The organism is Streptomyces sp. WI03-4A (assembly GCF_033792105.1).
GTDB classification, from domain to species: Bacteria; Actinomycetota; Actinomycetes; order Streptomycetales; family Streptomycetaceae; genus Streptomyces; species Streptomyces collinus_A.
On the sequence record NZ_JARAUO010000001.1, the window covers coordinates 474,878 to 487,770 of the forward strand.

Annotated in this window: 12 protein-coding genes; 10 read left to right on the forward strand and 2 right to left on the reverse strand. The window is 73.9% G+C overall.

What is annotated here, in order from left to right; all coding sequences use genetic code 11:
* Positions 1-123: 123 nt before the first annotated feature.
* From bioB to PV343_RS02245, 4 genes are all read left to right on the forward strand, one after another.
* Positions 124-1,359, forward strand: coding sequence for a biotin synthase BioB (gene bioB, locus PV343_RS02230; protein WP_319145030.1), 1,236 nt, complete (start codon positions 124-126; stop codon positions 1,357-1,359).
* The gene (locus PV343_RS02235; RefSeq protein ID WP_319145031.1) at positions 1,352-2,641 is read left to right on the forward strand and encodes an adenosylmethionine--8-amino-7-oxononanoate transaminase; all 1,290 of its coding nucleotides are present in this window, start codon (positions 1,352-1,354) and stop codon (positions 2,639-2,641) included. Before bioB ends, PV343_RS02235 begins: the two co-directional genes overlap by 8 nt.
* Position 2,642: 1 nt before the next feature.
* Positions 2,643-3,359: a dethiobiotin synthase gene (gene bioD, locus PV343_RS02240; RefSeq protein ID WP_319145032.1), complete on the forward strand. Its 717-nt coding sequence runs from the start codon at positions 2,643-2,645 to the stop codon at positions 3,357-3,359.
* A 556-nt stretch (positions 3,360-3,915) separates the two neighbouring features.
* Positions 3,916-4,608: a class I SAM-dependent methyltransferase gene (locus PV343_RS02245; protein ID WP_319145033.1), complete on the forward strand. Its 693-nt coding sequence runs from the start codon at positions 3,916-3,918 to the stop codon at positions 4,606-4,608.
* On the opposite strand, the gene PV343_RS02250 is transcribed toward PV343_RS02245, so the two are convergent.
* Positions 4,609-4,983, reverse strand: a complete 375-nt coding sequence (locus PV343_RS02250) for a fic family toxin-antitoxin system, toxin component (RefSeq protein ID WP_319145034.1) — start codon at positions 4,981-4,983, stop codon at positions 4,609-4,611.
* 4 nt (positions 4,984-4,987) lie between these two features.
* Entirely contained in the window at positions 4,988-5,230 is a 243-nt protein-coding gene (locus PV343_RS02255) for a toxin-antitoxin system HicB family antitoxin (RefSeq protein WP_319145035.1), read from the reverse strand.
* A 227-nt stretch (positions 5,231-5,457) separates the two neighbouring features.
* Here PV343_RS02255 and PV343_RS02260 point away from each other — a divergent pair, with 227 nt between their 5' ends.
* The 6 genes from PV343_RS02260 to PV343_RS02285 all read left to right on the forward strand — a co-directional run bounded on the left by PV343_RS02260 (position 5,458) and on the right by PV343_RS02285 (position 12,864).
* Complete coding sequence (locus PV343_RS02260) at positions 5,458-6,270, forward strand: ABC transporter ATP-binding protein (protein ID WP_319145036.1); 813 nt, start codon at positions 5,458-5,460, stop codon at positions 6,268-6,270.
* A 4-nt stretch (positions 6,271-6,274) separates the two neighbouring features.
* Positions 6,275-8,842, forward strand: coding sequence for an ABC transporter permease (locus PV343_RS02265; protein WP_319145037.1), 2,568 nt, complete (start codon positions 6,275-6,277; stop codon positions 8,840-8,842).
* Between the two features lie 140 nt (positions 8,843-8,982).
* Entirely contained in the window at positions 8,983-9,408 is a 426-nt protein-coding gene (locus PV343_RS02270) for a GNAT family N-acetyltransferase (RefSeq protein ID WP_319145038.1), read from the forward strand.
* A gap of 186 nt (positions 9,409-9,594) precedes the next feature.
* Positions 9,595-10,983 (forward strand): hemolysin family protein, encoded by a 1,389-nt coding sequence (locus PV343_RS02275; RefSeq protein WP_319145039.1) that lies wholly within the window; start codon positions 9,595-9,597, stop codon positions 10,981-10,983.
* Complete coding sequence (locus PV343_RS02280; RefSeq protein WP_319145040.1) at positions 10,980-11,993, forward strand: hemolysin family protein; 1,014 nt, start codon at positions 10,980-10,982, stop codon at positions 11,991-11,993. The genes PV343_RS02275 and PV343_RS02280 overlap by 4 nt, the downstream gene beginning before the upstream one ends.
* Before the next feature lie 82 nt (positions 11,994-12,075).
* Positions 12,076-12,864: an SGNH/GDSL hydrolase family protein gene (locus tag PV343_RS02285; protein ID WP_319145041.1), complete on the forward strand. Its 789-nt coding sequence runs from the start codon at positions 12,076-12,078 to the stop codon at positions 12,862-12,864.
* Positions 12,865-12,893 lie beyond the last annotated feature (29 nt).

Below are 12,893 nucleotides of genomic sequence, written 5' to 3' on the forward strand. Positions count from 1 at the left end.
AGCGGACAGACACTAGCGGCACGCCCGGCCGCCCACGGTGTGGCAATACCCACACGTCGAAGTGCCACTGTTGTGCAAACTCTCCTTGGCCCGGAGCGGCCCCGTAGGACAGGATCGGCTCTCATGGACCTGCTGAACACGCTGGTGGACAAGGGGCTTCGGCGCGAACTGCCGACCCGCGAGGAAGCTCTGGCCGTACTGGCCACCTCCGACGACGACCTGCTCGACGTGGTGGCCGCGGCCGGCAAGGTACGCCGGCAGTGGTTCGGCCGACGGGTGAAACTCAACTACCTGGTCAACCTGAAGTCCGGCCTGTGTCCGGAGGACTGCTCCTACTGCTCGCAGCGGCTCGGCTCCACCGCCGGCATCCTCAAGTACACCTGGCTCAAGCCCGACGAGGCCTCGCAGGCGGCGGCCGCGGGCCTGGCCGGCGGGGCCAAGCGGGTCTGCCTGGTGGCCAGCGGGCGGGGCCCGACGGACCGTGACGTGGACCGGGTCTCCGAGACCATCAAGACCATCAAGGACCAGAACGAGGGCGTCGAGGTGTGCGCGTGCCTCGGACTGCTCTCCGACGGCCAGGCCGAGCGGCTGCGCGAGGCCGGCGCGGACGCCTACAACCACAACCTGAACACCTCCGAGGCCACCTACGAGGAGATCACCACCACCCACACGTACGCCGACCGGGTGGACACGGTGCAGAAGGCGCACGCCGCCGGTCTGTCCGCCTGCTCGGGTCTGATCGCCGGCATGGGCGAGACCGACGAGGACCTGGTCGACGTCGTCTTCTCGCTGCGCGAACTCGACCCGGACTCGGTGCCGGTGAACTTCCTGATCCCGTTCGAGGGGACCCCGCTCGCCAAGGAGTGGAACCTCACCCCGCAGCGCTGCCTGCGCATCCTCGCGATGGTCCGCTTCGTCTGCCCGGACGTGGAGGTGCGCATCGCGGGCGGCCGCGAGGTCCATCTGCGCACGATGCAGCCGCTCGCGCTGCACCTGGCCAACTCCATCTTCCTCGGCGACTACCTGACCAGCGAGGGCCAGGCGGGCAAGGCCGACCTGGAGATGATCGCGGACGCCGGGTTCGAGGTGGAGGGCGCCGGCGAGGTCACCCTGCCGGAGCACCGCGCGGCGGCCGCACAGGGCGGTTGCGGGTCGCACGAGAGCGCCGGGTGCGGATCGCCCGAGGGGGCGGGCTGCGGATCGCACGAGAGCGCCGGCTGCGGGTCCGTCTGCGGCTCGCACGAGGCTGCGGACGCCCCCGGTACGGCCGTGGTGCCCGCCGCGGCCGCCGAGCCGCGCACCGACCTCGTCGCCGTGCGCCGCCGCGGTGCCGGAACGGACCTCGCGCCCAATGCCTGAGCTGTCCGGCCCGGACGTGTCCGAGCTGCTGGAGCTGGACCGGCGGCACGTGTGGCATCCGTACGGTCCGATGCCCGGGCGTGCCGAACCGCTCGTCGTGGAGTCGGCGAGCGGGGTCCGGCTGCGGCTCGCCGACGGTGCGGGCGAGCTGGTCGACGGCATGTCCTCGTGGTGGTCGGCGATCCACGGCTACAACCACCCCGTGCTCAACGAGGCCGCGCACGAGCAGCTCGGGCGGATGAGCCACGTCATGTTCGGCGGGCTCACGCACGAGCCCGCCGTACGCCTGGCGAAGCTCCTTGTCGACATGTCGCCCGACGGTCTCGAGCATGTGTTCCTGGCCGACTCCGGATCGGTGTCGGTCGAGGTCGCCGTGAAGATGTGCCTGCAGTACTGGCGTTCGCTCGGCCGGCCCGGCAAGCAGCGGCTGCTGACCTGGCGGGGCGGCTACCACGGCGACACCTGGCAGCCGATGTCGGTGTGCGATCCCGACGGCGGGATGCACGAGCTGTGGACCGGTGTGCTGCCGCGCCAGGTGTTCGTGGGCGCGCCCCCGGCCGAGTACGAGGAGTCGTACGCCGAGCTGCTGCGCTCGGCGATCGAGCGGCACGCGGACGAGCTGGCCGCGGTGGTCGTGGAGCCGGTGGTGCAGGGCGCGGGCGGGATGCGGTTCCACTCCCCCGCGTACCTGCGGGTGCTGCGCGAGGCGTGCGACGCGCACGACGTGCTGCTGGTCTTCGACGAGATCGCCACCGGATTCGGTCGCACGGGTCAGCTCTTCGCCGCGGAGCACGCCGCCGTCACGCCGGACGTGATGTGCGTGGGCAAGGCGCTGACCGGCGGTTATCTGACGATGGCGGCCACGCTGTGCACCGCGCGGGTCGCGGACGGCATCTCGCGCGGCGAGGTGCCCGTGCTGGCCCACGGGCCGACGTTCATGGGCAATCCGCTGGCGGCCGCCGTGGCCTGCGCCTCGATCGGGCTGCTGCTCGGCCAGGACTGGCGCGCGGAGGTCGCGCGGATCGAGACGGGTCTGCGCGAGGGGCTCGCCCCGGCCGCGGACCTGCCGGGTGTGAAGGACGTCCGGGTGCTGGGCGCCATCGGGGTGGTCCAGCTCGACCACGAGGTGGACATGGCCGCGGCCACCCGAGCCGCCGTGCGGGAGGGCGTGTGGCTGCGCCCGTTCCGCGATCTGGTCTACACGATGCCGCCGTACGTCACCGGTGACGCGGACGTGGCACGGATCGCGCGCGCGGTGTGCGCCGCGGCGCGGGAGGGTTGAGATGCCGGTACTGGTGATCACGGGGACGGGCACGGAGGTCGGCAAGACCGTCACGACCGCGGCCGTCGCCGCCGCGGCGCTCGCGGCCGGGCGGTCGGTGGCCGTGCTGAAGGCCGCGCAGACCGGGGTACGGCCGGACGAGCGCGGGGACGCCGACGAGGTCGCGCGGCTCGCGGGGCCGGTGACGGCCACCGAGCTGGCCCGCTTCCCGGAGCCGCTGGCACCGGGTACGGCGGCCCGGCGGGCCGGGATGGCCCCGGTGCATCCGCGGGAGGTGGCCGAGGCCGCGGCCAAGCTGGCGACCGAGCACGACCTGGTGCTGGTCGAGGGCGCGGGCGGGCTGCTCGTACGGTTCGACGCGGCCGGCGGGACACTGGCGGACGCGGCCCGGCTGCTGGACGCGCCGGTGCTGGTGGTCGCCTCCGCCGGTCTCGGCACGCTGAACACCACGGAGCTGACGGCCCGTGAACTGCGGGCGCGTGAGATCGAACCGGCCGGTGTGGTGATCGGCAGCTGGCCGGACGAGCCCGACCTCGCCTGCCGCTGCAACGTCGCCGACCTGCCGGAGGTCGCCGGAGTGCCCCTGCTCGGCGCACTCCCCGCCGGCGCGGGCGCCCTCCCTCCCACCGAGTTCCGCACGAGGGCCCCGGAATGGCTGGCCCCCCGCCTCGAAGGCACCTGGGACGCGGAGGCGTTCCGCATCCGCGAGGCGCGCTGAGGGGTTTCGGGGCAGGGGTGGTGGGCCGGGGCTCGGTGGGTGGGCCGGCCTGGTCCGAGCGGGCTCAGGTCGGACCGGCCTGGGGTGAGCGGGCCTGGGGTGAGCTGGGCTTGGGTGAACCGAGCCGGGCTGGACGGCCCTCCTCGGCCGAGCCTGGCAGTGGTGCGCCGGACCCGACCGGACCCGACCGGACCGACCGGGCCGACCGGGCCGACCCTAGCCCGGTCTACCCCGGGCCAGCCTGCGCCTGGCTGGGCCAGGGCTTGGCCTGGGCCGGGCTCGGACAGGCTGAGCCGAGCCACACTGGAACGGCTGAGCCGGACCGGGCCGGGCCCGGCTGCGCCGGACCAAGCCGGACGGGTCCGAGCGGACCGAGCCTGACCGCGGCGGACGGGTCCGACCCGCCCCCCGGCGCCCCCGACAGGCCTACGCCCGGGGCGTGTGGGGCGGGCGGGGAGCGGTGGTCGTCGGTGGGCCGTACGGACCCGCCGGCAAGGGTGGAACGGGGCTTCGCGGGGGACACTCACCGTAGGACCGACCCGTCCGGGAGGTTGCCATGCGCTTGTCGTCGGCCGGTTCCGGCGCCGCGGCACGAAGCCCCGTCCACCATCCCATCTTCGCCCGCTACTACGCCCGGTTCAGCGTCGACGCCGAGACGCGCCTCGGCATGGCCGGGATACGCGAGCGGCTGCTCGCCGGGCTGTCGGGGCGGGTGATCGAGATCGGCGCCGGCAACGGCCTGAACTTCGCCCATTACCCAGGAGCCGTCGCGGAGGTCGTCGCCATCGAACCGGAGCCGCTGCTCCGGGGCTTGGCGCTGCGGGCGGCGCTGCGCGCCCAGGTGCCGGTCGACGTGGTCCCGGGCGCCGCGGAGGCCCTGCCGGTGAAGAGCGAGGCGTTCGACGCGGCCGTGCTGTCGCTGGTGATGTGCAGTGTGCGGGACGTACGGCGGGCGCTGGGCGAGGTGCGGCGGGTGCTCAGACCGGGCGGCGAGGTGCGCTACTTCGAGCACGGGCGGGGCGGCGGCCGGGTGATGACACTGACCCAGCGCACCCTGGACCGCACCGTGTGGCCGGCCCTGACCGGCGGCTGCCATCTGTCCCGCGACCCGGTGGCCGCGCTGCGCGAGGCCGGGTTCGAACTCGGCCCGCAGCGACGGGTGCTGATGCCGGAGAAGGGCCCGCGGCTGCCCACCTCCTACTGCTCGCTCGGCGTGGCGTGGCGGCCCCCGGAGCCGGCCGAGCGGTGATCACAGACTCCAGCGGCGCAGCTCACGGGCGATGTCGTCGACGCCCGCCTCACCGCTCTTCACCAACCGGGCGAGGTCGCGGACCTGCTCGGGCGTGGTGACCACCTTCTGGCCGCTGGCGACCAGGTAGGCGTAGGCCACGGCCGAGGCGAACAGCGCGTTGGAGCGCTCCAGCGCGGGCACGTGCAGCAGGAGCTGGAGCAGTGCGGCGGCGCGGGCGTGCGGGGAGTCGTAGACGGGCACGCCGAATATCTCGGCCCGGTGGCGGGCGACCGCGGCGACCAGCGCACCCCAGTCGGTGACCTGCGGGTCCCCGGGCGTGCGCTGCTCGGCGAGCATCAGCAGCCAGGCGAGGTCGATGCTGAGATCGTTCAAGGGATCAGCCGTGGCCCTCGCCCGCGCCGGTGCCGCGCGCCTCGGTGAACTCCTCGGCGAACACGGACTCGTACTGCCTCATGAAGTCGGCGGCGGCGTCCACGAAGGCGCGGCCGGCCTCCCCGGCGTCCTGTCTGACCAGCTCCTCGATGTAGCGGTTGACGCTCATGCCACGGGCCGTCGCGCGCTCGCGTGCCGCGCGGGCGGTGTCCTCGTCCACGCGTACGTTCAGCTGGGTCTTCGCCATGCTTCGAAGCTAGCGCCGAAGTGCTAGCAACGGCAAGCGCCCGCAACCGGCCTGGCCACCGCCACCGCCACCGCCACCGCCACCGCCACCGCCACCGCCACCGCCACCGCCACCAGAAGGTGCCCCTTACACGCGCTCACGTCTCGGCCCCACGAGGGATACCGGCTGTGGGGCCGGTCACACTACCCTCGGCCGGGACGAGGGAGTCGACGACCCGGGAGGCGGTCTTGTCCACAGCAGCTGCGCAGCACGCGCCGGGGCGGGCGCCGGACGGCGGGATCGCGGCCCGCGCGCGCGGGCTGACCAAGGCGTACGGCTCGGGCGAGACGACGGTGCTCGCCCTGGACTCGGTGGACGTGGACATCGCGCGCGGCCGGTTCACCGCCGTGATGGGCCCCTCGGGTTCGGGCAAGTCCACGCTGATGCACTGTCTGGCGGGCCTCGACGACGTGTCGGCCGGTCAGGTGTGGCTCGGCGACACGGAGATCACCGGTCTGAAGGAGCGGGAGCTGACCCGGCTCAGGCGGGACCGGATCGGGTTCATGTTCCAGTCGTTCAACCTCATCCCGACGCTGAACGCGGCGGAGAACATCACCCTGCCGATGAACATCGCGGGCCGCAGGCCCGACGAGAAGTGGCTGGACCAGGTCATAGACACCCTGGGACTGCGCGCGCGGCTGACCCACCGCCCGGCCCAGCTCTCGGGCGGCCAGCAGCAACGCGTCGCGTGCGCGCGGGCGCTGGCCTCGCGCCCCGAGCTGATCTTCGCCGACGAGCCCACCGGAAACCTGGACTCGCGGGCGGGGCTGGAAGTTTTGGGCTTCCTTCGCGACGCCGTCGACGACCTCGGGCAGACCGTCGTCATGGTGACCCACGACCCGGGCGCCGCCGCCCACTCCGACCTGGTGCTGTTCCTCGCCGACGGGCGGATCGTGGACGAGATGGAGCGCCCGACGGCGGACGCCGTGCTCGAACGCATGAAGGCCTTCGACGCGGTGCGCGGACGGCGCGGCGGCGACGACGGCGCCCGGGAGGACTGACCCGGTGCTCAAGGCCACCCTGCGGAGCTTCCTGGCGCACAAGGGCCGGCTCGCGCTGTCCGCGCTGGCCGTCGTCCTGTCCGTGGCGTTCGTCGCGGGCAGCCTGATCTTCTCCGACACCGTCGCCCGCACCTTCGACCGGCTGTTCGCCTCGACCTCCGCCGATGTGACGGTCGAGCCGAAGGAGGACCTGAAGTCCCGGGCGCCCAGCGGCGCGGTGCAGACCGTCCCCGCGGCCCTGCGGGACCGGGTGGCGGCGGTCGACGGCGTCGCGGCGGCCCACGCGGACGTCTCGGTACCGTACGTGGTGGTGGTCGACCGCCACGACCGGTCCGTCGGTCCGACCAGCGGCGCCCCCACGATCGCCACCTCGTGGTACGTCACCCGTCGCAGCCCGGTGAAGCTGACCTCCGGGCACGCGCCGCACGGTGCGGGCGAGGCGCTCCTCGACGCGGACACCGCCGGCAAGAGGCACGTACGGATCGGCGACACGCTGCGGGTGCAGGCCCAGCCCGGCACGTTCCCGGTGCGCGTGGTCGGCATCGCCACGTTCACCACGACCAACCCCGGTTCTGCCCTGGTGTTCCTCGACCCCGCGGTGGCGGGCCGTGAACTGCTCGGCTCCGCCGACCGGGCCACCGGCATCTCCGTGGACGCCGCCCCGGGCGTGACCGACCGGGAACTCAAGCGGCGCGTCGGCGAGGCGATCGGCCCCGGTCCGTACGACCTGAAGACCGCCGACGAGCGGGCCAGGTCGGCCGCGGCCGACCTCGGCGGCTTCCTCGACGTCATCAAGTGGGTGATGCTCGGCTTCGCCGGCATCGCCGTGCTGGTCGGCGTCTTCCTGATCGTCAACACCTTCTCCATGCTGATCGCCCAGCGCACGCGCGAGCTCGGCCTGCTGCGGGCGCTCGGCGCCGACCGGCGGCAGGTGCGGCGGTCGGTGCTCACGGAGGCGGTGCTGCTCGGTGTCACCGGTTCCACCCTCGGCCTGGCGGCCGGGATCGGGCTGGCGTTCGGGCTGATCCGGCTGATGGGGGCGTTCGGGATGAACCTGAAGGCCACGGAGATGGTGATCGGCTGGGGCACACCGGTGGCGGCGTACGCCGTCGGCGTCGGCGTCACCTTCGTCGCCGCCTATCTGCCCGCGCGGCGCGCGGCGGGCGTCTCGCCCATGGCCGCCCTCGCGGACGCCGAAGTCGCCGGCGTGGGCAAGCCGTTGAAGGCGCGGGCGATCACCGGAACCCTGGTGGGAGCGGTGGGCGCGGCGGCGCTCGCCGGGTGCGCGGCGGCCTCCCGGACCGGTTCGGCCGCCTCCTTGCTGGGCCTCGGCGTCGTGCTGACGCTGATCGCGACGGTGATCGCGGGGCCGCTGCTGGTGCGGCCGGTGATCCGGGTCCTGGGCGGCGCCTTCCCGGCGCTGTTCGGACCGGTCGGCCGGATGAGCCAGCGCAACGCCCTGCGCAATCCGCGCCGCACCGGTGCCACCGCGGCCGCGCTGATGGTGGGTCTGGCGCTGGTCGGCGGGATGTCGGTGGCCAGTGCCTCCATGTCCGCGTCGTTCGACCGGCAGATCGACAAGACGCTGGGCGCCGACTTCACCGTCCAGAACGCCAACTTCATGCCGTTCACCCGGGAGATCACCGACAAGGTGCGCGACACCGAGGGCGTACGGCTCGTGGTGCGGCAGCGGTTCGCACCGGTGGCGGTCCGGCTGCCCGACGGCAAGCGGGTGACCACGACCGCCGCCGGTTACGACTCCAGGCTCGACCAGGTCGCCCACGTCACCTACGCGGCCGGGAACACCGCCGCCGCGCTCGCCGACGGCGGCCTCGGCATGGACGCCTCCTTCGCCCGGGACCACGGGGTGCGCCTGGGCAGCACGGTCACCGTCGGGTTCCCCGGCGGCCGTACGGCCCGGATGACGGTGGGCGCCCTCACGGACCAGGACGGCAGCGGCGGCTTCGGCTCGCAGGGCGGCCTGTTCCTCGGCATCGCCGCCGTGGAGAAGTACGTGCCCGGCGGCCAGGACGCGGCGCTCTACGTCGACAAGGCGTCCGGCACCGGCGCCGACGCGCTGCGCGCGCGTCTTGAGCGGACGCTGAAGCCCTATCCGCAGGTCCAGGTCCGCGACCAGGCCGACTACAAGAAGCTGGTGCACGACCAGATCGCGGTCCTGCTCTACCTCGTGTACGCGCTGCTGGGCCTGGCGATCGTCATCGCGGTGCTCGGGGTGGTCAACACGCTGGCGCTGTCGGTGGTGGAGCGCACCCGGGAGATCGGGCTGCTGCGGGCGATCGGGCTCGGCCGGCGGCAGTTGCGGCGGATGATCCGGCTGGAGTCGGTGGTGATCGCGGTGTTCGGCGCGGTCCTGGGACTGGGGCTCGGGCTGGTGTGGGGGGTGTGCGTCCAGCGGGTGCTGGCCCTGCAGGGCATGACGGCGCTCGCGATCCCCTGGGGCACGATCGTGGCGGTCGTGGTCGGCTCGGCGGTCGTGGGCATCGTGGCGGCCCTGCTGCCGGCGCTGCGGGCGTCCCGGATGAACGTGCTCGCGGCCATCGCGCACGAGTGACGGCGCACCCCGCGAGGCCGCGGGGCAGCGTTCCGGGGCGGTACGGGCGCGGTGCTCCCGGACGCCCGGCGGGAGTCCGGCGGGAGTCCGCATGGTGGAATTCGCGGGCGGGAGCGGCCCCCCGTGATGGGGTGGGCCGCATGACGGAACTGCGCCTACGTGCCGCCCGGCCCGCCGACCTCGACGACGTCCTCGCCTTCTGGAGGACGGCCGCCGAGGGGACCAGTATCAGCGACGACCGCGCCGGGCTGGAGCGGCTGGTCGAGCGTGATCCCGAGGCCCTCATCCTGGCCGAGCGGGAGGGGGAGCTGGCCGGCACGGTGATCGCCGGTTTCGACGGCTGGCGCTGCCATCTGTACCGGCTCGCCGTCCGTCCGGAGCTGCGCAGGCAGGGGATCGGCTCGGCGCTGCTGGCGGCGGCCGAGGAGCGGTTCGTACGGCTCGGGGGGCGGCGCGGGGACGCGATGGTGCTGGTGCGCAACGAGCGGGCGCAGCACGCCTGGCGGGCGGCCGGGTACGCGCCGGAGGAGCGGTGGCGGCGCTGGGTGAAGCCCCTCGCCGGCTGAACCGAGGCGGGCCCGGGGACCGGCACCTGGGGACCGGCACCCGGACTCTTTGCCCATCCTTTACCATTGAGGGAGCACTCGGCCCTTCATGAGAGGTTGTGAGCGTCCGCCCATGGGCGATCCTCCCGGTCCCCGACACCGCGCGATCCACCCCACCCTGTCCGACCATGGGACGGGGGTGACCCGATGACCGAAGTGCTCCTCCTCCTGGTGGCCATCCTGCTCTCGCTCGCCTGCGGCGCCTTCGTCGCGGCCGAGTTCTCGCTGACCACGGTCGAGCGCGGCGAGCTGGAGCGGGCCGCCGAGCGCGGCGAGCGCGGGGCCGCCGGCGCCCTGAAGGCCGTGCGGAACCTGACGTTCCAGCTCTCAGGCGCCCAGCTCGGTATCACCGTCACCAACCTGGTGGTCGGCATGCTCGCCGAGCCGTCGATCGCGAAGCTGCTCGCCGGGCCGTTCCGGGCGATGGGCCTCACGCCCACCACGGCGAGTTCCGTCGCGCTGGTGCTGGGCACGGCCCTGTCGACCGTGTTCCTGATGGTCGTCGGTGAGCTGGTGCCCAAGAACTGGGCGATCTCCTCGCCGCTGGCCGTGGCCAAGACGGTGGGCAGCGCGCAGCGCTGGTTCAGCGCCGCTTTCCGCCCCTTCATCACCCACCTGAACGACACCGCCAACCGGTGTGTGCGCCGCATCGGCCTGGAGCCCGCCGAGGAGCTGGCCTCCGCGCGCGGTCCCCAGGAGCTGGCGGCTCTCGCCCGGCACTCCGCCAAGGAGGGCGCCCTGGAGGCGGACACCGCCGAGTTGTTCGTCCGGACGCTGAACCTGGCCGACCTGACGGCGGAGAACGTGATGACCCCGCGCGTGCAGGTCGTCGCCCTCGACGCCCAGGCCACCTGCGAGGACGTGGCGAACGCGACCCGGGCGACCGGCCTGTCCCGGTTCCCGGTCTACCACGGCAGCCTCGACTCGGTCGTCGGCGTCGCCCACATCAAGGACGTGCTGGCGATGCCCGCCGAGGAGCGGCGCCACCGCTCCGTCACCCACGTGATGCGCGAGCTCCTGCTGGTGCCCGAGTCCCTGACCGTCGACCGGCTGCTGGACCGGCTGTCCGGCAAGCGCACCATGGCCGTCGTCATCGACGAGTACGGCGGCACCGCGGGCGTGGCGACGCTGGAGGACATCGTCGAGGAGGTCGTCGGCGAGGTCCGGGACGAGCACGACCCGCACGAGACCCCCGACCTGGCCCCCGCCGGCGCCGACCAGGAGGGCCGCGCCCTGTACTCGGCGGACGGCGCCGCCCGTATGGACCAGCTCGCGCGCGTGGGCCTGCGGGTCCCCGAGGGGCCGTACGAGACCCTGGCCGGTCTCGTGGCCACCGAGCTGGGCCGCATACCCGCGGTCGGGGACGTCGTCGAGGTGGCCGGCTGGCGCCTCGACGTCGTGGACGCCTCGGGCCGCCGGGCGGCCCGGGTCCTGCTGCACACGCCCCTGGACGACGAGCGGCACGAGCGGCACGAGCGGCGGGCCGCTCCGCGCGGCGCCGCGCGCAGCGACGGGACGACGGAGGGGGCGCGATGACCGCCGTACAGCTGCTCATCGGACTGGCGACGCTGGTCGTCAACGCCTTCTTCGTGGGCGCGGAGTTCGCGCTGATCTCCGTGCGCCGCTCGCAGATCGAGCCGCTGGCCCAGGAGGGCGACCGGCGGGCGCGCAGCGTGCTGTGGGGCCTGGAGCACGTCTCCGCCCTGCTGGCCGCCGCCCAGCTCGGCATCACCCTGTGCACGCTGGTCCTGGGCGTGGTCGCCGAGCCGGCGATCGCGCACCTGCTGGAGCCGGTGTTCCACGCGCTCGGCGTGTCCGAGGGCGCGGGGCACGCCGTGTCCTTCGTGATCGCGCTGACCCTGGCGACGTACCTGCACATGCTGCTGGGCGAGATGGTGCCGAAGAACATCGCGCTCGCCGAGCCGGTGCGCAGCGCGCTGCTGCTCGGCCCTCCCCTGGTCGCACTGTCCCGGGCGCTGCGGCCGGTGATCTTCACCGTCAACGCCTTCGCGAACGGGCTGCTGAAGCTGCTCAGGGTCGAGGCCAAGAGCGAGGTCGCGGCGACCTTCACGGACGCCCAGCTCGCCGAGATCGTCAAGGACGCCAGCGAGGCCGGCCTGATCGACGACCGGGCGCAGGAGCGGCTGCACGACGCGCTGGAGCTGGGCAGCCGCCCGGTGCGGGACGTCGTGGTGCCGCTGGAGCGGGTGGTCTACGCGCGCGTGGGCGTCACCCCGGAACAGCTGGAGCGGCTGTCGGCCACGTCGGGCTTCTCCCGCTTCCCGGTGGTCGACGAGGGCCGCCGGATCGTCGGCTACCTGCACGTCAAGGACGCCCTTGACGCCTCGCCCCGGGACGTGCCGTTCCGGCTGCGGGACATGCGGTCCATCGCGCGCGTGCGGGAGACCACCCCGCTGGACGACGTGCTCACCGCGATGCGCGGCAGCCGCACGCACGTGGCGGCCGTCCTCGGCGAGGACGGGCGGCTGGCCGGCCTGGTGACCATGGAGGACGTGCTGCGGCAGCTGTTCGGCCAGCCCGCGTGAGGGCGCCGGCCGGGGGCGGCCCCGTGTGCCGTCGAGGGCGACCGACCGACGGGTATGCCGCCGGGATACCATCTCTGTCGCCATGCACACGAATCCCACACCTCCCGCTTACTCCAGCCTGGTCGCGGTCGGCGACTCCTTCACCGAGGGCATGTCGGACCTGCTCCCCGACGGCTCCTACCGGGGCTGGGCCGATCTCCTCGCCGCGCGGATGGCCGCCCGCACCCCCGGGTTCCGGTACGCCAACCTGGCCGTGCGCGGGAAGCTGATCGGGCAGATCGTCGACGAGCAGGTGCCCGTGGCGGCGGCGATGGACGCCGACGTGATCACCCTCGTCGGCGGGCTCAACGACACCCTGCGGCCCAAGTGCGACATGGGCCGCGTGCGCGGTCTGCTGACCGAGGCGGTGGAACGGCTGGCTCCGTCGTGCCGGCAGCTCGTGCTGATGCGCAGCCCGGGCCGCCAGGGGCCGGTGCTGGAGCGGTTCAGGCCGCGCATGGAGGAGCTGTTCGGCGTCGTCGACGAACTGGCGGCGAAGCACGGCGCGCTGGTGGTCGACCTGTACGGGGCGCCGTCCCTCGCCGACCCGCGGCTGTGGGACGTGGACCGGCTGCACCTGAACGCCGAGGGCCACCGCCGGGTCGCCGAGGCCGTCTGGCAGACGCTCGGGCACGAGGCCGAGGACACCGAGTGGCACACGCCGATGCCCGCCACGCCGCCGCCCGGCTGGGCGACGCGCCGGGTGGCGGACGTGCGGTTCGCCCGGCAGCACCTGCTGCCCTGGATAGGACGGCGCCTGACCGGGCGCTCCTCCGGCGACGGCCGCCCGGCGAAGCGGCCCGAGCTGCTGCCGTACGGGACGCGGTCGTAGCCCCGCCGCCCGTCCGGAGGGACGTGGCG

What these genes read in the sequence shown, in the direction of transcription:
- bioB (WP_319145030.1), top strand. Translation starts at nt 124, where the DNA reads ATGGACCTGCTGAACACGCTGGTGGACAAGGGGCTTCGGCGCGAACTG.
- PV343_RS02235 (WP_319145031.1), top strand. Translation starts at nt 1,352, where the DNA reads ATGCCTGAGCTGTCCGGCCCGGACGTGTCCGAGCTGCTGGAGCTGGAC.
- bioD (WP_319145032.1), top strand. Translation starts at nt 2,643, where the DNA reads ATGCCGGTACTGGTGATCACGGGGACGGGCACGGAGGTCGGCAAGACC.
- PV343_RS02245 (WP_319145033.1), top strand. Translation starts at nt 3,916, where the DNA reads ATGCGCTTGTCGTCGGCCGGTTCCGGCGCCGCGGCACGAAGCCCCGTC.
- PV343_RS02255 (WP_319145035.1), bottom strand. Translation starts at nt 5,230, where the DNA reads ATGGCGAAGACCCAGCTGAACGTACGCGTGGACGAGGACACCGCCCGC.
- PV343_RS02270 (WP_319145038.1), top strand. Translation starts at nt 8,983, where the DNA reads ATGACGGAACTGCGCCTACGTGCCGCCCGGCCCGCCGACCTCGACGAC.
- PV343_RS02275 (WP_319145039.1), top strand. Translation starts at nt 9,595, where the DNA reads ATGACCGAAGTGCTCCTCCTCCTGGTGGCCATCCTGCTCTCGCTCGCC.
- PV343_RS02280 (WP_319145040.1), top strand. Translation starts at nt 10,980, where the DNA reads ATGACCGCCGTACAGCTGCTCATCGGACTGGCGACGCTGGTCGTCAAC.
- PV343_RS02285 (WP_319145041.1), top strand. Translation starts at nt 12,076, where the DNA reads ATGCACACGAATCCCACACCTCCCGCTTACTCCAGCCTGGTCGCGGTC.